Origin of the sequence: Serratia entomophila (genome assembly GCF_021462285.1) — a bacterium.
GTDB lineage: Bacteria > Pseudomonadota > Gammaproteobacteria > Enterobacterales > Enterobacteriaceae > Serratia > Serratia entomophila.
This window is the reverse complement of the sequence record NZ_CP082787.1, coordinates 2,199,965-2,219,424: the sequence shown is the minus strand read 5'-3', so window position 1 is coordinate 2,219,424 and position 19,460 is coordinate 2,199,965. Positions and strand designations below refer to the sequence as shown.

Sequence of the window (19,460 nt, the reverse complement as noted above, 5' to 3'; positions counted from 1 at the left end):
ACATACCCACAGGATTTCAAGCTACAGCCAGGCGGCAAGTGGGTGAATCCCCGGGAGCTTAGATAACTAAGTGACTGGGGTGAACACACGCGGCCAACGCCGCTGTAGTTTGAAAGACAAAGGGTATGGCTAAAAACAAAAAAGCCTCCACAGGGGAGGCTTAGGCGCTACTTTTCGTTTCTTTTCTTACGCGCGAAGCCTCCTGAAATCAGGCGCTAAAGTAAAAAAAGAAACGAAAAATAGCAGCGTGCATGATTGCGTTACCTTGTCGATGATTGTCCACCAGTGATATAGCGGCGGCCAATAAAAGTCAATATTTGTGGTTGAAAACAAAGATTAAAAGAGGGAGCAAGCTCCCTCTTCTACTGACTTACGCCAGAGCTGCTTTCGCTTTTTCAACCAGTGCGCCGAAGGCCACTTTGTCGAAGACTGCGATGTCAGCCAGGATCTTACGGTCAATTTCAATAGAGGCTTTTTTCAGGCCATTAATGAACTTGCTGTAAGACAGACCGTTCTGACGAGCAGCTGCGTTGATACGTGCAATCCACAGCTGGCGGAACTGACGCTTACGTTGACGACGGTCACGGTAAGCATACTGGCCTGCTTTGATTACTGCCTGGAAGGCAACACGATATACGCGCGAACGGGCACCGTAGTAGCCTTTCGCCTGCTTCATAATTTTCTTGTGACGTGCGCGTGCAATTACACCACGTTTTACGCGAGCCATATGCTCTCTCCTAAAGTCTTATTCTAGATTCAAAAAAAATGGCTTATGCGTACGGCAGGCACGCGGTAACCAGGACCAGATCGTTTTTAGACACCATGCCTTTCGGACGCAGGTGACGTTTACGCTTGGTTGCTTTTTTGGTCAGAATATGACGCAGGTTAGCATGTTTACGCTTAAAACCACCGCTGCCGGTTTTTTTGAAGCGTTTGGCTGCACCACGTACAGTTTTAATCTTTGGCATTTTAATTAAATCCACTTCGCATTGTTAAACAACGAATCAGTTGGGCGAATAAAACCCACACAACGCAAGCGCTGCGCGGGTTCGATTACTTGGAAGCCTTACTGTTTCTTCTTCGGTGCGAGCACCATGATCATCTGACGGCCTTCGATCTTCGTAGGGAAGGATTCGACAACGGCCAGATCAGAATCTTCACACAGGTCTTTACGGACGCGGTTAAGCACTTCCATACCGATCTGTTGGTGCGCCATTTCACGCCCGCGGAAACGCAGGGTGATTTTGGCTTTATCGCCATCTTCCAGAAAGCGAATCAGGTTGCGTAGTTTGACCTGATAGTCGCCATCATCGGTGCCAGGACGGAATTTGATTTCCTTGACCTGAATAACTTTTTGCTTCTTCTTCTGTTCTTTGGTCGACTTGCTCTTCTCGTAGAGGAATTTGCCGTAATCCATGATTCGGCAAACTGGCGGTTCGGCATTTGGGCTGATTTCTACTAAATCAACGCCCGCTTCCTCAGCTTTTTCAAGAGCTTCATTCAGACTGACAATACCAATCTGCTCGCCATCGACGCCGGTTAGGCGAACTTCTTGCGCGCGAATTTCTCTGTTAATGCGATTAGGACGCGCCGGTTGAACTCGTTTTCCGCCTTTAATACTTTATTCCTCCAGTTGATGAAGACTACGGCTGCGGATCTCTTTCAGCAGCTTGTCTACGACTTCGTTTACGTCCAGGCTTCCCAGGTCTTTGCCACGGCGGGTACGAACGGCAACTTTGCCTGCTTCGACCTCTTTATCACCGCACACCAACATGTAAGGGACTCGACGTAAAGTATGTTCGCGAATTTTAAAGCCAATCTTCTCATTTCTCAAGTCCGCTTTAACGCGAATACCCGCATCCTGCAGTTTTTTGGTCAATTGCTGGACGTAATCAGACTGGCTGTCGGTGATATTCATCACCACCACCTGCACCGGAGCAATCCAGGTCGGGTAGAACCCGGCGTATTCTTCGGTAAGAATACCGATGAAACGTTCCATGGAGCCCAAAATGGCGCGGTGAATCATTACCGGCACTACGCGATCGTTGTTTTCGCCGACATACGACGCGCCTAAACGGCCCGGTAAGAAGAAATCGAGCTGCACGGTACCACATTGCCATGCGCGATCCAAACAATCATGCAGGGTAAATTCAATTTTTGGTCCGTAGAAGGCGCCCTCACCCGGCTGATATTCAAACGGAATACCGTTTTCAGTCAGCGCGGCGGCCAGGTCTTCTTCCGCACGGGTCCACATATCGTCAGTGCCGATGCGCTTCTCAGGGCGGGTGGACAGCTTGACCGCGATCTTGTCGAAGCCAAAGGTACCGTACACATCATAGACCATGCGGATGCATTCGTTCACTTCGGCGCGCACCTGCTCTTCGGTACAGAAGATGTGGGCGTCGTCCTGGGTGAATCCGCGCACGCGCATCAAACCGTGCAGAGAACCCGAAGGCTCGTTGCGGTGGCAGCTGCCGAATTCGCCCATACGCAGCGGCAAATCACGGTACGACTTCAGGCCCTGGTTGAAGATCTGCACGTGGCCCGGGCAGTTCATCGGCTTGATGCAGTACTCGCGGTTTTCCGACGAGGTGGTGAACATGGCATCTTTGTAGTTTTCCCAGTGGCCGGTTTTTTCCCACAGCACACGGTCCATCATGAACGGCCCTTTCACTTCCTGATACTGGTACTCTTTGAGCTTCATGCGCACAAAGGCTTCCAATTCACGGAAAATGGTCCAGCCGTCGTTGTGCCAGAACACCATGCCCGGCGCTTCTTCCTGCATATGGTACAGGTCGAGCTGTTTGCCAATCTTGCGGTGATCGCGCTTGGCCGCTTCTTCCAGGCGTTGCAGGTAGGCGTTCAGCTGCTTCTTGTCTGCCCAGGCGGTACCGTAGATACGCTGCAGCATTTTATTTTTGCTGTCGCCGCGCCAGTAAGCGCCGGAGGTTTTCTGCAGTTTGAAATGATGGCAGAAACGCATGTTCGGCACGTGCGGGCCGCGGCACATGTCGATGTATTCTTCATGGTGATACAGGCCAGGACGGTCGTCATGGCTGATGTTCTCATCCAGAATCGCCACTTTGTAGCTTTCGCCGCGCGCGGCGAAGGTGTCGCGGGCTTCTTGCCAGCTGACCTTCTTCTTGATGACGTCGTAATCTTTGTCGGCCAACTCATGCATCCGCTTTTCCAGCAGATCCAGGTCTTCCTGCGTCAGGGTACGGTCGATGTCGACGTCGTAGTAGAAACCGTTGTCGATCACCGGGCCGATGGCCATTTTGGTGTCCGGCCACAGCTGCTTGATGGCGTGGCCCAACAGGTGCGCACAGGAGTGGCGCATGATTTCCAGCCCTTCGGCGTCCTTGATGGTCACGATCGCCAACTGCGCATCGGATTCAATCAGGTCGCCGGCGTCGACCAGCTCGCCGTTCACGCGGCCGGCAATGCAGGCTTTCGCCAGGCCAGGGCCGATATCGCGGGCAACGTCCAGGGGGGAAACGGGGTGATCGAAATGACGCTGACTTCCGTCAGGAAGAGTAATAACAGGCATTAATAATTCCTTATCTACAGTGGTGACCCACACGACAGATCACATGCAGTACGAAAATTGAGTTTGGATTTAGTCAGTTAGGTTTCGGATCTCGCCCACAATTGCCAGATTGATACCTAACTTGGTACACAGAATGGAAAGTATACCTTCGCAGCCGTATTCAGCTAAGTGGATAGTATCACTAAAATTGTTCCGGATAAATAAACTGCCGCCTTGCCTGCGCTTCAATTTTGTCCGGGTCGGTGGCGTTCGCCTCCTTCATATAGCCCAAGGTCGCCATCAGGCAGAACCCATACCCCACCAACTCGCAGCCCTCTTCCACCATGTTTTTCACCACCCGGTTGTAGCCGTCCAGCATCAGTTCCTGCCACAGCACATGCATGCCGAACAAACGTGAAAACACCAGGATAGTAGGCATAGGGCGCCCCATTGCCGCCAATGACGCGGCAGGCTACTCTTTGCTGTGCCGCCGCATGGCGGTTCACACTTTGCACAGGGAATTTGATGACATGACGAGTATTCTGCAGTTATTCCAGGCCATCGGACTGGGTTTGGTGCTGCTGCTGCCGCTGGCCAACCCGCTCACTACGGTGGCGTTGCTGCTGGGTTTGTCGGGCAACATGACGCGCGAAGAACGCAATCAGCAGTCGCTGATGGCGTCGGTCTACGTGTTTTTCATCATGACGGTGGCCTTCTACGCCGGGCAAGTGGTCATGAATACCTTCGGCATTTCCATTCCCGGCCTGCGCATTGCCGGCGGGCTGATCGTCGCCTTTATCGGCTTCCGCATGCTGTTCCCGCAGCAGAACGCCGACGAAACGCCGGAGGTGGAAAGCAAAACCCATGAGCTGCGCCAAAAAACCTCAACCAATATCGCCTTCGTGCCTTTGGCGATGCCCAGCACCGCCGGGCCGGGGACCATCGCGATGATCATCAGCTCCGCATCGAGCGTCAAAGAAAACACGCTGGGATTCGCCCACTGGGTACTGTTGGTGGCGCCGGTGGCGATCTTTTTGTCGGTGGCGGTGATCTTATGGGTCTGCCTGCGCAGCTCCGGCGCCATCATGCGCCTGGTGGGCAAAAGCGGCATTGAGGCTATTTCGCGCCTGATGGGCTTCCTGCTGGTGTGTATGGGGGTGCAGTTCATTATCAACGGCGTGCTGGAGATTATCGCCACCTACACGCCGGGCGCCGCCTGAGCATAAAAAAAGGGCGCGATAATGAACTGCACCCCAAATGTTGGACAGGTCATCTGACATTTGGAGGTGCAGTTTTTATGAAATATTCACTCCCGTTCAAACTCGACGTAGTCCGGTACTATCTTACCGGACACGGCAGCCAAAGGCAGACCGCGAGAAAATTCTCTGTCGCCCATGTCCAGCTACGTCGCTGGATTGCGGCCTATCAACATCATGGTGAGCCAGGGCTGCAACCCGGACGGCAACGACATTACACACCCGAATTTAAGCTCTCTGTCGTCGAGTTTGCCCTCTCCAATCCTTTTTCTTTAGCGGACGTTGCCGCACAATTTGATATCCCCTCATACACGACGCTGGAACACTGGGTTAAGCTCTATCAGGAGAATGGGGCCGAAGCCCTCAACCGGAACCAGCGTGGTCGCCGAATGTATCAGCATCCCAAAACACCCCATGCGGATAAGTCGCCAGATGAGTTGACCCCCGAAGAGATGCGGGAGGAAATCGAGTTTTTACGCGCTCAGAATGACTACATAAAAAAGCTGAGAGCCTTGATGCAGGAAAACGATGCCCGGGCACGGCGGAAAGGGCAAAAATAGTCACGGCATTAAGGCAAGAGCACCGTTTAGACAGGCTGTTGCATGCCGGTGGGCTGGCGCGCAGCACGTACTATTATTGCTGTAAAGTCGGTCGAGTGCCGGATAAATACCGTGAGGCTAAACAACGAATAGCCGAAGTCTTTAACGTCCATAAAGGCCGTTACGGCTATCGTCGCATAACCTGCGTAATGCGAAAGGAAGGGTACGGTTTAAATCATAAAACCGTGCAAAAACTGATGACAGCGCTGCAGCTGAAGTCACCGGTTCGCCGTAAAAAGTACCGCTCATACAAGGGGAATACAGGCAAGTTGGCACCCAATCTCCTGCAGCGTAATTTTACCGCTCAATGCCCCAATCAAAAGTGGGTAACGGATGTAACGGAGTTCCGGGTTGGTGAGGATAAGCTGTATTTATCACCGGTGCTCGACTTGTACAACGGTGAAATCATCGCTTATGAAGTGGCTCGCCGGGCAGAGTTTAGGCTGGTTAAAAGGATGTTGGACAAGGCGGTAAGCAGGATGAAGCCGGGTGAGCAGTTGCTGTTGCACAGTGACCAGGGTTGGCACTATCAGATGGCGGCTTATCAGCATGCGTTGCGGGTTAACGGGATAAAGCAGAGCATGTCTCGCAAGGGAAATTGCCTGGACAATGCCGTGATGGAGAACTTCTTCGGACATCTGAAAGCGGAGCTGTATTACTTGCAGCGTTTTGAGAGTGTGGAACACCTGGCGCAAGAGATAGACATTTACATTGATTACTACAACTCTCATCGTATCAGGCAGAAACTGAAAGGCCTGAGTCCGGTGGAGTACCGAACTCAGGCCTCGAAGGCTGCGTGAATTTACACCGTCCAACTTCTGGGGTGCAGTTCATAATCGCGCCCCTTCGGTTTTACCCGCATTCAAACCAGGTTGTAGATCAACGCCGACAGCGCAATTAATCCCATCACCAGCACGAACAGGTTGCTCAGCGCCCGATAACGACGCATCGCCGGCACCGCGCGCACCGCATACATCGGCAGGATAAACAGGATCGCCGCAATCAACGGCCCGCTGATGGTCTCGATGATGTGCAAGGCGCTGGGGTTCCACACCGTCGCCGCCCAGGTGAGCAGGAACAGCGCCACCGCAGAGATGCGGTGAGTCAGGCGTGAGCTCAGCGGCTTGCCGACCGCACGCGTCAGCCCGTCGATCAGGCTGGTCGCGCCTTCGGTCACGCCCAACGACGTGCCGAGATAGGATTTGGCCATCGCCAACATCGCCATCACCGGCCCAAGATAGGCGATCAGCGGGTTGGAGAACTTATTGGCCAGCGTGGTCAGCACGGTGATGTTTTGCTCTTTCGCCTGCTGCATGTCTTCATGCGACAGGCTCAGCACGCAGCTGAACACGAAGAACAGCACGGTAACGCAAATCAGCACGTAGCTATAGCGCATGATGCGCGCGCAGCGGCGCTCGGCCTGGTCGCCATACAGGCTTTTCTGGGTCGAGGCGAAGGAAGAGATGATAGGCGCATGGCTAAAGGAAAACACCATCACCGGTACCGCCAGCCACAGCGAGTGCCACAGCGCCGGGCTGTCGAGCGGGGTGCTGACCAGACCGTTGACGAAGTTGGCGGTTTGCCAGGTCGGCACCAGGTACAGCGAGATGCCCATCAGGAACACCAACAGCGGGAACACCAGCATGCCCATCGCGGCAACGATGCTGTCCTTGCCGCGCAGCAGCACCAGGTTAAGCGCCACCACCACCGCCAGGCTCAGCCAGATGCGCGGCAGCGGCTGCATCTGGAACTGGTGGATCAGAAAGCTGTCGAGCGCATTGGTGATCGAGATGCTGTACACCAGCACGATCGGGAAAAACGCCATCAGGTACAGCACCATGATGATCTTGCCGGCCAGCACGCCGAAGTGCTCCACCACCACGTCATGAATGTTGCCGTCGCGGCTGGAGCCGGAGAGCACAAAGCGGCTCAGGGCGCGGTGCGGTAAATAGGTGAGCGGGAAAGCGAACAGAGCCATCAGCAACAGCACCAGCGGGCCATTCAGACCGGCGTTAATCGGCAGGAACAACGTGCCTGCACCTACGGCGGTGGCATAGAGGCCGAACATCCAAACGGTGTCGGTTTTGTTCCATTTGTTCGGCTGAGCGGTCGCCAGCCTGCCCGAATCGGGGGAAATCGTACTCATGAGACAGTCTACCTTAATCTGCAGCGACAACGATTGCGCTTAACGGGATATCCTTCTCCGCGAGTTTTTTAATATTAATCAGTGAATTAAAGCGATATTTCATACTTGCGACTGATGGAAGGACGGCAAAGGATAATGAAAAACGGCGTCCGGGTCTATGTTTTATCGGCTGATTGAGTGATTTGCGAGCATAAAATGCTGGAAAAATCGTCGCACCCCCGCAAAAACTAGGGCCTCTCGCGAGGCCCTAAAGGAGTTACTTATTGGCGTCCGGATGGTCCGGTACCGCCGCGCTGCCCATCTCTTTCTCGTCGCGGATCATCGTGCGATCCTTACGCACATCGGCCACGTCGGCGGCGCTCACCGGCTTGGCGCTGTTGCCCCAGCTGGAACGGATGAAGTTCACCACGTCCGCGACCTGCCGATCGTTCAGCCGCCAGCCGAACGGCGGCATGGTGATGTTGGACACCGCCCCCTTCACCGCCGGCGTAGTGTTGCCGGTCAGCACGATGTGGATCAGCGAGGTCGCGTCCTCGGTCTGCACCACCGGGTTGCCCTTCAGCGCCGGGAAGGCGCGTTTATAGCCCACGCCATCGGTGCGGTGGCAGGCGGCGCAGTTATCGACATACAACGCCGCTCCGGGCTTGCTGTCGTCGCCGCGCCACAGGTCCTTGGCGACGCTGTCTTCCACCGGTGCCGCCTGCTGCTGGCCGTCTTTCGCCGGCAGCGATTTCAGGTAGCGCGCAATCGCCGTCAGGTCTTCGTCGCTCAGATACTGCAGACTGTGCTCCACCACGTCGCTCATGCCGCCGAACACGATGGACTTGTCATTGCGGCCGGTTTTCAGGAATTCGGTCAGCTCGGCTTCGCTCCAGCTCCCCAACCCGTCCTTATGGTCGCCGCGCAGGCTGGACGCCACCCAACCGTCGATCGGCGCATTGCTGCCGGACAGATAGTCATCGCCGTCGTTATTGCTCAGCGCCTTCTCCTGCATGGTGATGCTGCGCGGAGTGTGGCAGGCGCCGCAGTGGCCCAGGCCCTCAACCAGATAGCGGCCGCGTTCGAGAACAGGATCCGCTTTCGCATCGGCAACAAAGTCCGCCGGCGCCGGGGCAAAAATGCCGCGCCAGATGCTCAACGGCCAGCGCATAGACAGCGGCCAGGGGATATCGGAATCCTTGTTGGCCTGCTCTATCGGCTGCACGCCGTGCATGAAATAGGCGTACATGGCGCGCATATCGTCCTCTTTCACCAGCGCAAACGACGGATACGGCATCGCCGGGTACAGGGTGCTGCCATTTTTGGCTACGCCCTTGCGCACCGCGTTATCGAAGTCTTCGAAGCTGTAATCGCCGATGCCGGTTTTCTTGTCCGGCGTGATATTGGTGGAGTAAATGGTGCCGATCGGCGTTTCCATCGCCAGACCGCCGGCGAAGGTTTTGCCGCTCTTGCCGTTGGTATGGCAGGCTACGCAGTCGCCGGCGCGCGCCAGATACTCGCCGCGTTTGATCAGCTCACTGCTGACCGTCGCATCCTGCGCCCACGCGGAAAAACTCAGTGCACTGAGAACCAGTGCCGGTACAAATGCTTTCATCGCTCGCCGTCCTTATGCCTGCACCAAGGGGCCTGGGTTCTTCAAATACTGCTCGCGAATGGCGCGGGCAGACCAGTAAGCCAACGCGGCCACGGTGCCGGTCGGGTTGTAGCCCAGCCCCTGCGGGAAGGCCGATGCGCCGATCGAGAACACGTTGTGCACGTCCCAGCTCTGCAGATAGCGGTTCACTGCGCTGGTCTTGGGATCTTCCCCCATCACCGCGCCGCCGTTCATATGGGTGGTCTGGTAGCTGGTGGTGTCGAAGTGGCTGTTGGCGTTTTTCGGGCTGCCGGCGATCAGTTTCGGGTTCATCGCCTTGGCGATCGGCGCCATCTTGTCGTACATGAACTGCGCCATCTTGACGTCGTTTTCCTGCCAGTCGAAGGTCATGCGCAGCAGCGGCTGGCCGAACACGTTCTTGTAGTTGGGATCGAGATCCAGATAGTTGTTGCGGTACGACTGGTGCGCGCCATGGGCGTCCATCGAGATGTGATGGGTATAGGCATCCGCCACCGCCGCTTTCCACTTGCTGCCCCAGGCCGGGGTGCCCGGCGGGGTCGGCAGGCCGGAGATCGGCTTGGTGCCCGCCTGGTTGACCCAGAACGGCGAACCGCCGACGAAGCCTTCTTTGGCGTGGTCAAAGTTGTCGGCGTTGAAATCGTCCACGCCCACGCCGTTACCGCCGGCGCCGATGAACGGGTTGGTGAACACGTCCTTGTCGAAGAACGCCTTGATGGTGGTCATGTTCTGGTAGGCGAAGTTGCGCCCGACCACCCCTTCGCCGGTCACCGGATCGTAAGGCTTGCCGATGCCCGACAGCAGCATCAGGTGCACGTTGTGGAACTGGAACGCGCCCAGGATCACCAGCTCGGCCGGCTGTTCGATTTCACGGCCCTGCGCATCGATATAGTTCACCCCGGTGGCGCGGGACTTATCGTCGGTCAGATTCACCTTCAGCACGTTGGCGTTGGTGCGCAGCTCGAAGCGTTTCTCCATGCGCAGCGCCGGCAGAATGTTGACGTTCGGCGAAGCCTTGGAATACATGTAGCAGGCGTAGCCGCTGCAGAAACCGCAGAAGTTGCACGGCCCCATCTGCGCGCCGTACGGGTTGGTGTACGAGTCTGAGGTGTTGGCGGAAGGCAGGTTATATGGATGATAGCCCACCTCCAGCGCCGCCTTCTCGAACAGCTGGGCGGAGAAGGTATTCTTCTGTGCCGGCAGCGGGAAATCGCTGGAACGATCGGCCGCAAAGCGGTTGCCGCCCTTCTGCGCTACCTTCTGGCCCTTGATGGTCCAGGCGGTGCCGGAGGTGCCGAACACTTTTTCCGCCTTGTCGAAAAACGGCTCCAGCTCATCGTAGGTCACGCCGAAGTCCTGAATGGTCATGTCCTTCGGAATAAAGCTTTTGCCGTAGCGTTCTTCGTAGTGGCTGCGCATGCGCAACTCGATAGGATCGACGCGGAAATGCACGCCGGACCAGTGCAGGCCCGCACCGCCCACGCCGGTTCCCGGCAGGAACGCCGCCAACTGACGGTAAGGCACCGCGGTCTGGCTGCCGTTGTGGCGGATGGTCACCGTGCTTTTCGACAGATCCTGGAACAGCTTGCGGCGGATGTTATAGGTCAGTTCGTCGATCACCTGCGGATAGGAACCATCCGGGTAGGTGTCGCGCATCGGGCCGCGCTCCAGCGCCACCACGTTGAGGCCCGCTTCGGTCAGCTCTTTGGCCATGATCGCACCGACCCAGCCGAAGCCGACGATCACTGCGTCTACTTTTTTCATTACCGTTGCCATGGTTAGCCTCTCTCCCCACGAATTGATACCGGTGGGAAGGGATATCGCTCCCCTCGCTCAACCCAGTCCATAAAGTCGGCGCGCGCGCCAGGAAAATTAATCAGCTTCCAGCCGACCATGTCTTTATTGCCGCCATGGATCGGATCGCTGAAGAAACCTTCGCGGGCGTTTTGCAGCAGGTAAGAGAAGAACAGCTTGGCCGGTAACTGCTCGAATTGCGCATCGCCGGACTCAAACTTCTGCAGCATAGCGTCCTGCTGCGCGGCGTCCAGCTCGGCAAACGCTTTGCCGGCGGTTTTCTTGCTGTAGGCGTCGGCATCGGCGATGCCGAGGTTGTAGATTTGCTTCGGCACCAGCGGCAGCTGGTAGCCCATTTCCTTCGGCGCGTCCGGGTTGAATGGCCCCTGCATGTACCAGATGGAGCCGGTGGCGTACGGGGTGTTCATCTGGCGGTCGATAAACTCCGGCACGCCGGCTTCCAGCGCACCGGGGCCGCGCTCATCGGCCGGGATCAGCCGCGCAACCGCCGCCTTGACGAACGCCCACTCTTCCGGGGTGAAAAAGGTCGGTTGGTAGTCGGTAGTTTTTGGGGTGTCTGCTGCAGCAACCGCAGGGGCTGGCGCCGTCAGGGCGCTAACGCCGCTGCCGCCGATCACCGCCGCAGGAATTAAGGTCATCGATTTCAGCAAAAAATCGCGCCGTGAATTGTTAGTTTTATCGTTCGACATGTCACATTCCATCCAAAGATAATCACAACTATTTAACCTCAACCTTGCGGTCGATACGGGTTTTTAAAATAATTTGTTACTTATTTGTATATTTATTGAAGACCACAATGTGAGCACTGGCAAAAATGTTACCGGTAACTTACTGAATAAGCGTAAAGATTTTGCCGCTAGTGTAAATTTAACTTTTTGTGCGGTTTTTCAGGTAACAGGATGGGAAATAACGAGAAATGAGAGGTGGGTCGCCATTTTGGCGGTGGTTCAGGATAAAAACGGCCGCATAAAGCGGCCGTTTTTGCCAAGGCTGGGGGTTACTGCGACATCGCCTGATAGGCGGTGGTGACCTTCCACAAATAGCGCGGCGCCTGCGGGGCCGGGTGCTTTTTCTGGATGTGTTGATAAAACTCATCCGGGCTCATCTGGTTGATGCGGTTCACCGCCACGCGCTTATCCGACGAGAAGGTGCGCAGCATGGCGCCCGCTCCGTTAACGTAAGAAACGATGGTGGCATAACGCAACGTCTGTGGGTTGTTGATCCCGGCTAGCTGCTGGCTTTGAAGAATATTGATATAGGCCGTTCCCAGATCAATATTGACCGCCGGATCCTTCAACTCACGTGAGCTTGGCTGCCCGTTTCTTCCCTTCATCCGATAGGCGTCGCGCCCGGCGGTAGAAGCCTTCAGCTGCATTAATCCCACGGCGTTCGAGGTGCTGACCACATTCGGGTTAAAGCCGGACTCCACCTGAATAATCGCCTTGATTAAAGTCTCGTCAACGCCATAGTTGCTGGCGGCCTGACGAATGTAATCGTTATAGGCTACCGGCGTGCCCGTGCGGTTTACCGGAGCCTGCGGAGGGGGCTGCTTCAGCCAACCGCCGCGCGTGGTGCCACTGCCTGAAATATTGCTCGCCGTTTGCGGCTCTTTGGCGCACCCGGACAAAAGCAAAATTGCCGTCAGACAACCTATTTTGGTTTTCACAGAATCCCTCACTCCTTTCAATGGGTTGCGTAGCATATACAACTTGTAAGGACGCCTGCATTAATTTTTTGGTCTAATCTCAAGCTATCCATATACCAAGAGGTGATTTATGAGTCAATCTGCAACGACATGCTTTGTGGTGACTTTTCACTACCAGGAAGCAGGATTAACTGATTTGGCCAAGCTGACGGGGCAATTAACCCGAGATGGATTTGTCACGTCGGTGACAGACGAAAACGGCGTTCACCATGAGCTGGGCAGCAACAGCTTTGCTTTTATAACCCCTATGAATCAAGAGGATGTACAACAGCTGGCGCAAGGCCTCGGGCAGGTAGCCTTGGGAAAAACGCCCGAGGTGGAGATCTGCACCTATGATGACTACGTTAAGCAGTTACATACTGATACATAAAATGCTATAACTCACCAGACGGTATTATTTTTTTTCAGTTGAGAGAATAACCTGCCGTCAACCTTCAGGTGACGCTTGACTTTGCTCTAATTGATATTGATAATCATTTTCATTTGAGCCAGGAGACGTCACCATGCTATTGAAAGTTAGTGTCTTTCCCCACACCCCCTTCACTCGGGCCGCCGCTTTTTTCCGCCCTTTCGCCCTGCTGTGCCTGCTGCTGAGCGCCGGCCTGGCAAGCCAAGCCGCGCTGGCCGAGAAAAAGCTGCGCGTGGTGACCACTTTCACCATTATTCAGGACATCGCCCAAAATGTGGCGGGTGACGCCGCTGTGGTGGAATCCATCACCAAACCGGGGGCGGAGATCCACGACTATCAACCCACGCCGCGTGATATCGTCAAGGCCCAGCACGCCGATCTTATCCTGTGGAACGGCATGAATCTTGAGCGCTGGTTCCAGCGCTTCTTCGAAAACATCAAGCAGGTGCCTGCGGCGGTCGTGACCGAAGGCATCACCCCGCTGCCGATCCGCGAAGGCCCGTATAACGGCAACCCGAATCCACACGCCTGGATGTCGCCAGGCAACGCGCTGGTGTATATCGAAAACATCCGCAAGGCGCTGGTGCAATACGATCCGGCCAACGCAGAGACCTATAACCGCAACGCCAAAGCCTATGCCGCCAAAATTGGCGCGTTGGACGCCCCGCTGCGCGAACGCCTGTCGCGCATTCCGGCAGCGCAGCGCTGGCTGGTCACCAGCGAGGGCGCCTTCAGCTATCTGGCGCAAGATTATCAGCTGCAGGAGGTTTACCTGTGGCCGATCAACGCCGACGAACAGGGTTCGCCACAGCAGGTGCGCCGGGTGATCGACGCGGTGCGCGCACACAAAATCCCGGTGGTGTTCAGCGAAAGCACCATTTCGGACAAGCCCGCCAAACAGGTGGCGAAAGAGACCGGCGCCAAATATGGCGGCGTGCTATACGTCGACTCGCTGTCGGCCCAGGGCGGCCCTGTGCCGACCTATATCGATCTGCTTAAGGTCACCGTAGAAACCATCGCCAAAGGATTTGATCAATGACCACCGAGCTGTTTGTCCGCCCTGAGCTGAGCGTGGACGATGTGACAGTCACCTACAACAATGGCCATACCGCCATTCACAACGCCAGCTTTACCCTCAGCGGCGGCTCGATCTGCGCGCTGGTCGGCGTTAACGGCAGCGGTAAATCCACCCTGTTTAAAAGCATTATGGGGCTGGTCAAACCCACCACCGGCCGGGTGCAGCTAAGCGAAAAACCGGTGGCGGACGCGCTGAAAAAGAACCTGATCGCCTATGTGCCGCAGACCGAGGACGTCGACTGGAACTTCCCGGTGCTGGTGGAAGACGTAGTGATGATGGGCCGTTACGGCAAGATGAACTTCCTGCGCATCCCTTCGAAAGAAGACCGGCTGCGGGTCGACAAGGCGCTGGAGCGCGTCGGGCTGAGCGAGCTGCGCGCCCGGCAGATCGGCGAGCTTTCCGGCGGGCAAAAGAAGCGCGTGTTCCTGGCGCGCGCGCTGGCGCAACAGGGCACGGTGCTGCTGCTCGACGAGCCCTTCACCGGCGTTGACGTCAAGACCGAAAATGCGATTATCGACCTGCTGCGTGCGCTGCGCGACGAAGGCCACCTGATCCTGGTATCCACCCATAACCTCGGCAGCGTGCCGGAGTTCTGCGACCGGGTGATCCTGATCAACCGCACGGTGCTGGCCGCCGGGCCGACGGAAACCACCTTTACCCAGAGCAATCTGGAGCAGGCCTTCGGCGGCGTGCTGCGCCATATCAACCTGTCCGGGCCGGATCTGCACGACGACAACGATCCGCGCACCGTTACGGTACTGACCGACGACGAACGCCCTGCGGTGTTCTACGGTCACACCAAGAGCGATCCGCCGGCGCAAAGCCAGCCAAAGGAGAAACAACCCTGATGCTGGAACTTCTGCTGCAACCTTTCGACTACAACTACATGGTGAAAGCCATTTGGGTCAGCGCCATCGTCGGCGCCGCCTGTGCGTTCCTGTCGGCCTATCTGATGCTGAAGGGCTGGTCATTGATGGGCGACGCGCTGTCGCATTCGGTGGTGCCCGGGGTAGCCGGCGCCTACGCGCTCGGCCTGCCCTACGCCGCCGGCGCTTTCTTTACCGGCATGCTGGCGGCGCTGGCGATGACGCTGGTGCGCCACGTCACCCGCCTGCGCGAAGACGCGATTATCGGCTTTATCTTCTCCACCTTCTTCGCCGTCGGCCTGCTGATCGTCTCCCTTAATCCGACCTCGGTCAACGTGCAGTCGATCATCTTCGGCAACATTCTCGGCATCGCCGACGAAGACGTACTGCAGGTGGAAATCATCATCGGCGTATCGTTGATTATCCTGTGCCTGCTGTGGAAAGACCTGCTGGCGGTGTTCTTTGATGAGAACCACGCGGTGTCTATCGGCCTGTCGCCGCTGCGGCTGAAGATCCTGTTCTTCACCCTGCTCAGCGCCTGCACCGTGGCCGCACTGCAGACCGTGGGCGCCATTCTGGTGATCGCTATGGTGATCACCCCGGGGGCCACCGCTTACCTGCTGACCGACCGTTTCAGCCGCCTGCTGCTCATCGCCATCGCCATCGGCGCATTGACCAGCGGCCTCGGCGCTTACCTGAGCTTCTTCCTCGACGGCGCGACCGGCGGGGTGATCGTCACCCTGCAAACGCTGGTGTTCCTGGCGGCGTTCTTCTTTGCCCCGAAACACGGTCTGCTGGCGTCTAAACGCCGCGTGGCGCGCGAACAACCCGGAGGCCACTGATGGAAAACCTGTATCAACTGCTCAGTGAACCCTTCGCCTACCCGTTTATGCAGCGGGCTATCCTCGCCGCCATCGTCACCGGCGTGGTCTGTGCGGTGCTGTCGTGCTACCTGGTGCTCAAGGGCTGGTCGCTGATGGGCGACGCCATTTCACACGCGGTGTTGCCCGGCATCGTCGTGGCGTTTGTGCTCGGCATTCCGCTGGCGATTGGCGCCTTTCTGTCCGGCATTTTCTGCGCGGTGGCCACCGGCTACCTGAAAGAAAACAGCCGGGTGAAAGAGGATACGGTGATGGGCATCGTGTTCTCGGGCATGTTCGCCTTCGGGCTGGTGCTGTTTTCACGCATCGACACCGACCAGCACCTAAGCCATATCCTGTTCGGCAACATGCTGGGCATTACCGACGGCGAGCTGAAGCAGACGCTGCTGATCGCCGGCGTCACTCTGGCGGTGGTGCTGCTCAAGCGCAAAGACTTCATGCTGTACTGCTTCGATCCGAATCATGCGCGGGTGATTGGCCTGCCGGTGAAGCTGCTGCACTACGGGCTGCTGTGCCTGCTGGCGCTGACCATCGTCGCCTCGCTGCAGGCGGTGGGGGTGATCCTGGTGATCGCCATGCTGATCGCGCCGGGCATCATCGCCTTTATGCTGTGCCGCAGCTTCGACCGCATGCTTTTCGTCGCAACGGCGGTGTCGGTATTCTCCTGCGTGCTGGGCACGCTGATCAGCTTTCACATCGACGGCGCGACCGGCCCCTGCATCGTGATCGTTCAGGCGGTGCTGTTCGTTATCGCATTGGTTTACAGCAAATTACGCCCGTTACGGCGTCACCAGGAAGCCTTGATCGGCAACCAGCCCTGATTAAGGTGCGGCGGCCCGCCGCCGCGCCTTTCAACCTCCCCGCCCATAAGTTGCAACCGGAGTTGCGTCTAAATTAATCAATAGGGTATATACTTTGTGCAGGCGCGCTGATGAAAAAATCACCGCCCGTTGGCGCCAGCTGTGCGCCACGTCGAGTTTTCACCATGGGAAAGACGCTAACCTAATGAATTCACAGGCAGCACAGAGGGGGATACCATGTGGCAAGCCGTTAGCCGTCTGTTAAGTGAACATCTTGGCAGCGCAGAGATCCGCGAAAGGACTGAACTGCCCGGGGGAGACATCCACCCGGCGTGGCGCGTGAGTTACGGTGACAACGAGGTGTTTGTGAAATGCGACGCCCGCGAACAGCTGCCGATATTTACCGCCGAAGCCGATCAGCTGGCGCTGCTGGCGCGCAGCAAGACCGTGCGGGTGCCGGAGGTGTACGGCGTCGGCAGCGATCGCGACTACAGCTTCCTGCTGCTGGAGTATCAGCAGCTAAAACCCCTCGACGCCCATGGCGCCTATTGCCTGGGCCAACAGCTGGCCCATCTGCACCAGTGGAGCGAACAGCCGCAGTTCGGCCTCGACTTCGACAACGATCTGACCACCACCCCGCAACCCAACGCCTGGCAGCGCCGCTGGTCGGAATTCTTCGCCGAACAGCGCATCGGCTGGCAGCTGCAGCTGGCGGCGGAAAAAGGCATGACCTTCGGCGATATCGAAGAGATTGTCGATCGGGTATATCTGCGTCTGCACCACCACCAGCCGCAGCCTTCGCTGCTACACGGCAACCTGTGGCCGGCCAACTGCGGCATGACGGCCAACGGCCCAATCCTGTTCGATCCGGCCAGCTACTGGGGCGATCGTGAGTGCGATCTGGCGATGCTGCCGCTGTATCCGGAGCTGCCGACGCAAATTTATGACGGCTATCAGAGCGTCTGGCCGTTAGGCGCCGGGTTTATCGAGCGGCAACCGCTTTACCAGCTGTATTACCTGCTCAACCGCAGCAACCTGTTCGGCGGCCAGCATCTGGTCATCGCCCAGCGCGCGGTTGATGCGCTGCTGCACCCGGAAACGCCCTAAAGCGACGGGGGCGCCGCCGGCGCCCCGCCCAGGTTACACGGAGGCGCCTGCCAGCTGCCCCAGCAGCTTAATCACAAACCAGGCGACCACGGCGATCGCCACCGGCAGAATATACAGCGGAAAGTACTGCAGGAAGATGGTGTGATGCGGCAGCGTGATGCGTTCTTCCAGCTGCTGGCGCGTGTGCCCTTCCGCCCCCTTGGCCTGTTCCAGAATCATCTGGTCCTCCAGCCCCTCGCGGATAAATTTGACCTGGCGTGACATGCGCGCGCCGGAAGCCTGCAACGCCAGACCGACGAAGATCAGAATATAGATAATGATGAACATCAGATTAGCGCCGCTGAACAAGCTCTTATCGACGTCCGGCACCGGCGAGTTGTACCAGAAAACATTCAGGAACGGCGTATTGAACCGCACCATGTCCACCATCACGTGCACAAAGTCCAGCATCACCGCATTAATGCCTTTGGTTTTTTCACTGTGCTGATAAACAAAACCCAACAGTGAAATCAGCGTCGACAGCAACGCCGGGATAAAAACGACCCATCCGAGAATGCGTTTCACAATGGCGATGCGCCCGGCCTGTTGATACGTCATGTGTTCCCCTTGTTAGCGACGTAACCTAATCGGCTAAGTCTACCTGCAGTTGGCAAGACTCGCCCACCGTTTTCTTTATTTCGGCTGTGCTGCACGCGTAGCCGGAGAATTCGAAATCAACCGCTTAACGCCTGCAACCGCGCCGCCAAAAGCGTTATGCCATTTGAACCCACCGGTGTCGATGCTAAAGTAACGGGCACATTCACCGGCACCGGCAGGAGTTAACCGTTAATGGCCTATTCGCAACGCATTGAAACCGCAATTTTTGATATGGACGGCTTGTTGATCGACTCAGAGCCGCTGTGGCTGCAGGCCGAACTGGATATCTTCGGCGCGCTGGGGCTGGACCTGTCCGATCGCCACCGGCTGCCGGACACCCTGGGGCTGCGCATCGATTTGGTGGTGAAGATGTGGTACCAGGCGATGCCGTGGCAAGGCGCATCGCAGGACGAGGTTTCCGCACGCATCATCGAGCGCGCCATTGAGCTGGTGCATGAAACGCGCCCGCTGCTGCCCGGCGTGCGGCAGGCGCTGGAGCTGTGCCGCGCCCAAGGCCTGAACATCGGCCTGGCCTCCGCCTCGCCGCTGCATATGCAGCGGCAGGTATTGAAAATGTTCGACCTCGAAGGCTACTTCGATCAGCTGGTGTCCGCCGAGTACCTGCCGTACAGCAAACCGCATCCGGAAGTGTATCTGATCGCCGCAGAGCGGCTGGGCAGCGACCCGTTGCGCTGCATCACGTTGGAAGACTCGTTCAACGGCATGATCGCCACCAAGGCGGCGCGCATGCGCTCCATTGTCATTCCCGCCGCCGAATTGCGTCAGGACCCGCGCTGGGCGCTGGCCGACCATAAACTGGACAGCCTGGAACAGTTAAGCGCCGTGCACTTCGCCTGACTCGCCTGCGCCGGCACGCCGCCGGCGCCCTCCTCAATCTCACCCGCGCTTTCCAGCAAAAAACACGCTTTAAAAATAAATAAAACATTATTTCATTTTTATTGAATTAACATATCAACATCTCTATGCTGAAGGCACAAAGAAAGCGCCGGGCGAGCGACAC

The 19,460-nt window shown here is 57.0% G+C and carries 20 protein-coding genes, 1 pseudogene and 1 other annotated feature; of the genes and pseudogenes, 9 read left to right on the top strand and 12 right to left on the bottom strand.

Annotated features, from left to right (window positions below):
• Nucleotides 1-134: 134 nt before the first annotated feature.
• Nucleotides 135-257 (bottom strand) — a sequence feature (Phe leader region).
• From pheM to KHA73_RS10875, 6 genes and pseudogenes are all read right to left on the bottom strand, one after another.
• Complete coding sequence (gene pheM / locus KHA73_RS10900) at nt 209-253, bottom strand: pheST operon leader peptide PheM (protein ID WP_121626058.1); 45 nt, start codon at nt 251-253, stop codon at nt 209-211. Its footprint overlaps the feature before it by 45 nt.
• A 113-nt stretch (nt 258-370) precedes the next feature.
• Nucleotides 371-727, bottom strand: coding sequence for a 50S ribosomal protein L20 (rplT, locus tag KHA73_RS10895; RefSeq protein WP_004931417.1), 357 nt, complete (start codon nt 725-727; stop codon nt 371-373).
• 43 nt (nt 728-770) lie between these two features.
• Entirely contained in the window at nt 771-968 is a 198-nt protein-coding gene (gene rpmI / locus KHA73_RS10890; protein WP_004931418.1) for a 50S ribosomal protein L35, read from the bottom strand.
• 98 nt (nt 969-1,066) lie between these two features.
• Nucleotides 1,067-1,618: a translation initiation factor IF-3 gene (gene infC, locus KHA73_RS10885; RefSeq protein WP_071586675.1), complete on the bottom strand. Its 552-nt coding sequence runs from the start codon at nt 1,616-1,618 to the stop codon at nt 1,067-1,069.
• A gap of 3 nt (nt 1,619-1,621) precedes the next feature.
• Nucleotides 1,622-3,550 (bottom strand): threonine--tRNA ligase, encoded by a 1,929-nt coding sequence (thrS, locus tag KHA73_RS10880; RefSeq protein ID WP_234590838.1) that lies wholly within the window; start codon nt 3,548-3,550, stop codon nt 1,622-1,624.
• A gap of 181 nt (nt 3,551-3,731) precedes the next feature.
• Nucleotides 3,732-3,959, bottom strand: a pseudogene (locus KHA73_RS10875) (hypothetical protein); the annotation flags it as partial.
• A 100-nt stretch (nt 3,960-4,059) separates the two neighbouring features.
• Between KHA73_RS10875 and KHA73_RS10870 the strand changes: the two are divergent.
• Both KHA73_RS10870 and KHA73_RS10865 read left to right on the top strand, forming a co-directional pair.
• Nucleotides 4,060-4,749, top strand: a complete 690-nt coding sequence (locus KHA73_RS10870) for a MarC family NAAT transporter (RefSeq protein WP_314725587.1) — start codon at nt 4,060-4,062, stop codon at nt 4,747-4,749.
• Between the two features lie 77 nt (nt 4,750-4,826).
• A protein-coding gene (locus KHA73_RS10865) for an IS3 family transposase (protein ID WP_234585830.1) occupies nt 4,827-6,184 on the top strand; the annotation gives its coding sequence in 2 pieces (ribosomal slippage) (nt 4,827-5,304 and nt 5,304-6,184; 1,359 coding nt in all).
• Between the two features lie 62 nt (nt 6,185-6,246).
• Here KHA73_RS10865 and KHA73_RS10860 read toward each other — a convergent pair.
• The 5 genes from KHA73_RS10860 to KHA73_RS10840 form a co-directional block, all read right to left on the bottom strand.
• Nucleotides 6,247-7,530, bottom strand: coding sequence for an SLC5/6 family protein (locus KHA73_RS10860; protein ID WP_234590837.1), 1,284 nt, complete (start codon nt 7,528-7,530; stop codon nt 6,247-6,249).
• Between the two features lie 256 nt (nt 7,531-7,786).
• On the bottom strand, nt 7,787-9,124 hold the full coding sequence (locus KHA73_RS10855) for a c-type cytochrome (RefSeq protein WP_234590836.1): 1,338 nt from the start codon (nt 9,122-9,124) through the stop codon (nt 7,787-7,789).
• Between the two features lie 12 nt (nt 9,125-9,136).
• Nucleotides 9,137-10,918 carry a GMC family oxidoreductase gene (locus KHA73_RS10850; protein WP_234590835.1) on the bottom strand — a complete coding sequence of 594 codons (1,782 nt, stop codon included), beginning with the start codon at nt 10,916-10,918 and terminating at the stop codon, nt 9,137-9,139.
• A gap of 2 nt (nt 10,919-10,920) precedes the next feature.
• Nucleotides 10,921-11,646 carry a gluconate 2-dehydrogenase subunit 3 family protein gene (locus KHA73_RS10845; RefSeq protein WP_234590834.1) on the bottom strand — a complete coding sequence of 242 codons (726 nt, stop codon included), beginning with the start codon at nt 11,644-11,646 and terminating at the stop codon, nt 10,921-10,923.
• Nucleotides 11,647-11,954: 308 nt separating this feature from the next.
• Nucleotides 11,955-12,623, bottom strand: coding sequence for a transglycosylase SLT domain-containing protein (locus tag KHA73_RS10840; protein ID WP_234590833.1), 669 nt, complete (start codon nt 12,621-12,623; stop codon nt 11,955-11,957).
• Between the two features lie 109 nt (nt 12,624-12,732).
• On the opposite strand from KHA73_RS10840, the gene ghoS reads away from it, so the two are divergent.
• The 6 genes from ghoS (at nt 12,733) to KHA73_RS10810 (ending at nt 17,803) form a co-directional block, all read left to right on the top strand.
• Nucleotides 12,733-13,032: a type V toxin-antitoxin system endoribonuclease antitoxin GhoS gene (gene ghoS / locus KHA73_RS10835; RefSeq protein WP_234590832.1), complete on the top strand. Its 300-nt coding sequence runs from the start codon at nt 12,733-12,735 to the stop codon at nt 13,030-13,032.
• A gap of 133 nt (nt 13,033-13,165) precedes the next feature.
• Entirely contained in the window at nt 13,166-14,110 is a 945-nt protein-coding gene (locus KHA73_RS10830; protein WP_234590830.1) for a metal ABC transporter substrate-binding protein, read from the top strand.
• Nucleotides 14,107-14,997, top strand: coding sequence for a manganese/iron ABC transporter ATP-binding protein (locus tag KHA73_RS10825; protein ID WP_234590828.1), 891 nt, complete (start codon nt 14,107-14,109; stop codon nt 14,995-14,997). The genes KHA73_RS10830 and KHA73_RS10825 overlap by 4 nt, the downstream gene beginning before the upstream one ends.
• Nucleotides 14,997-15,857 (top strand): metal ABC transporter permease, encoded by an 861-nt coding sequence (locus KHA73_RS10820; protein ID WP_234590827.1) that lies wholly within the window; start codon nt 14,997-14,999, stop codon nt 15,855-15,857. Before KHA73_RS10825 ends, KHA73_RS10820 begins: the two co-directional genes overlap by 1 nt.
• On the top strand, nt 15,857-16,717 hold the full coding sequence (locus KHA73_RS10815; RefSeq protein WP_234590825.1) for a metal ABC transporter permease: 861 nt from the start codon (nt 15,857-15,859) through the stop codon (nt 16,715-16,717). Before KHA73_RS10820 ends, KHA73_RS10815 begins: the two co-directional genes overlap by 1 nt.
• A gap of 216 nt (nt 16,718-16,933) precedes the next feature.
• Entirely contained in the window at nt 16,934-17,803 is an 870-nt protein-coding gene (locus KHA73_RS10810) for a fructosamine kinase family protein (protein WP_234590823.1), read from the top strand.
• A gap of 33 nt (nt 17,804-17,836) precedes the next feature.
• Here KHA73_RS10810 and KHA73_RS10805 read toward each other — a convergent pair whose 3' ends face one another.
• Nucleotides 17,837-18,400: a YniB family protein gene (locus KHA73_RS10805; RefSeq protein ID WP_234590822.1), complete on the bottom strand. Its 564-nt coding sequence runs from the start codon at nt 18,398-18,400 to the stop codon at nt 17,837-17,839.
• A gap of 231 nt (nt 18,401-18,631) precedes the next feature.
• Here KHA73_RS10805 and hxpB point away from each other — a divergent pair, with 231 nt between their 5' ends.
• Nucleotides 18,632-19,297, top strand: a complete 666-nt coding sequence (gene hxpB, locus KHA73_RS10800) for a hexitol phosphatase HxpB (protein ID WP_234590821.1) — start codon at nt 18,632-18,634, stop codon at nt 19,295-19,297.
• Nucleotides 19,298-19,460 lie beyond the last annotated feature (163 nt).

Bases quoted from the DNA above. Each gene is read 5' to 3' on its own strand.
- rplT (WP_004931417.1), bottom strand. From the start codon at position 727: ATGGCTCGCGTAAAACGTGGTGTAATTGCACGCGCACGTCACAAGAAA.
- rpmI (WP_004931418.1), bottom strand. From the start codon at position 968: ATGCCAAAGATTAAAACTGTACGTGGTGCAGCCAAACGCTTCAAAAAA.
- thrS (WP_234590838.1), bottom strand. From the start codon at position 3,550: ATGCCTGTTATTACTCTTCCTGACGGAAGTCAGCGTCATTTCGATCAC.
- KHA73_RS10870 (WP_314725587.1), top strand. From the start codon at position 4,060: ATGACGAGTATTCTGCAGTTATTCCAGGCCATCGGACTGGGTTTGGTG.
- KHA73_RS10860 (WP_234590837.1), bottom strand. From the start codon at position 7,530: ATGAGTACGATTTCCCCCGATTCGGGCAGGCTGGCGACCGCTCAGCCG.
- KHA73_RS10855 (WP_234590836.1), bottom strand. From the start codon at position 9,124: ATGAAAGCATTTGTACCGGCACTGGTTCTCAGTGCACTGAGTTTTTCC.
- KHA73_RS10850 (WP_234590835.1), bottom strand. From the start codon at position 10,918: ATGGCAACGGTAATGAAAAAAGTAGACGCAGTGATCGTCGGCTTCGGC.
- KHA73_RS10845 (WP_234590834.1), bottom strand. From the start codon at position 11,646: ATGTCGAACGATAAAACTAACAATTCACGGCGCGATTTTTTGCTGAAA.
- ghoS (WP_234590832.1), top strand. From the start codon at position 12,733: ATGAGTCAATCTGCAACGACATGCTTTGTGGTGACTTTTCACTACCAG.
- KHA73_RS10830 (WP_234590830.1), top strand. From the start codon at position 13,166: ATGCTATTGAAAGTTAGTGTCTTTCCCCACACCCCCTTCACTCGGGCC.
- KHA73_RS10825 (WP_234590828.1), top strand. From the start codon at position 14,107: ATGACCACCGAGCTGTTTGTCCGCCCTGAGCTGAGCGTGGACGATGTG.
- KHA73_RS10820 (WP_234590827.1), top strand. From the start codon at position 14,997: ATGCTGGAACTTCTGCTGCAACCTTTCGACTACAACTACATGGTGAAA.
- KHA73_RS10815 (WP_234590825.1), top strand. From the start codon at position 15,857: ATGGAAAACCTGTATCAACTGCTCAGTGAACCCTTCGCCTACCCGTTT.
- KHA73_RS10810 (WP_234590823.1), top strand. From the start codon at position 16,934: ATGTGGCAAGCCGTTAGCCGTCTGTTAAGTGAACATCTTGGCAGCGCA.
- KHA73_RS10805 (WP_234590822.1), bottom strand. From the start codon at position 18,400: ATGACGTATCAACAGGCCGGGCGCATCGCCATTGTGAAACGCATTCTC.
- hxpB (WP_234590821.1), top strand. From the start codon at position 18,632: ATGGCCTATTCGCAACGCATTGAAACCGCAATTTTTGATATGGACGGC.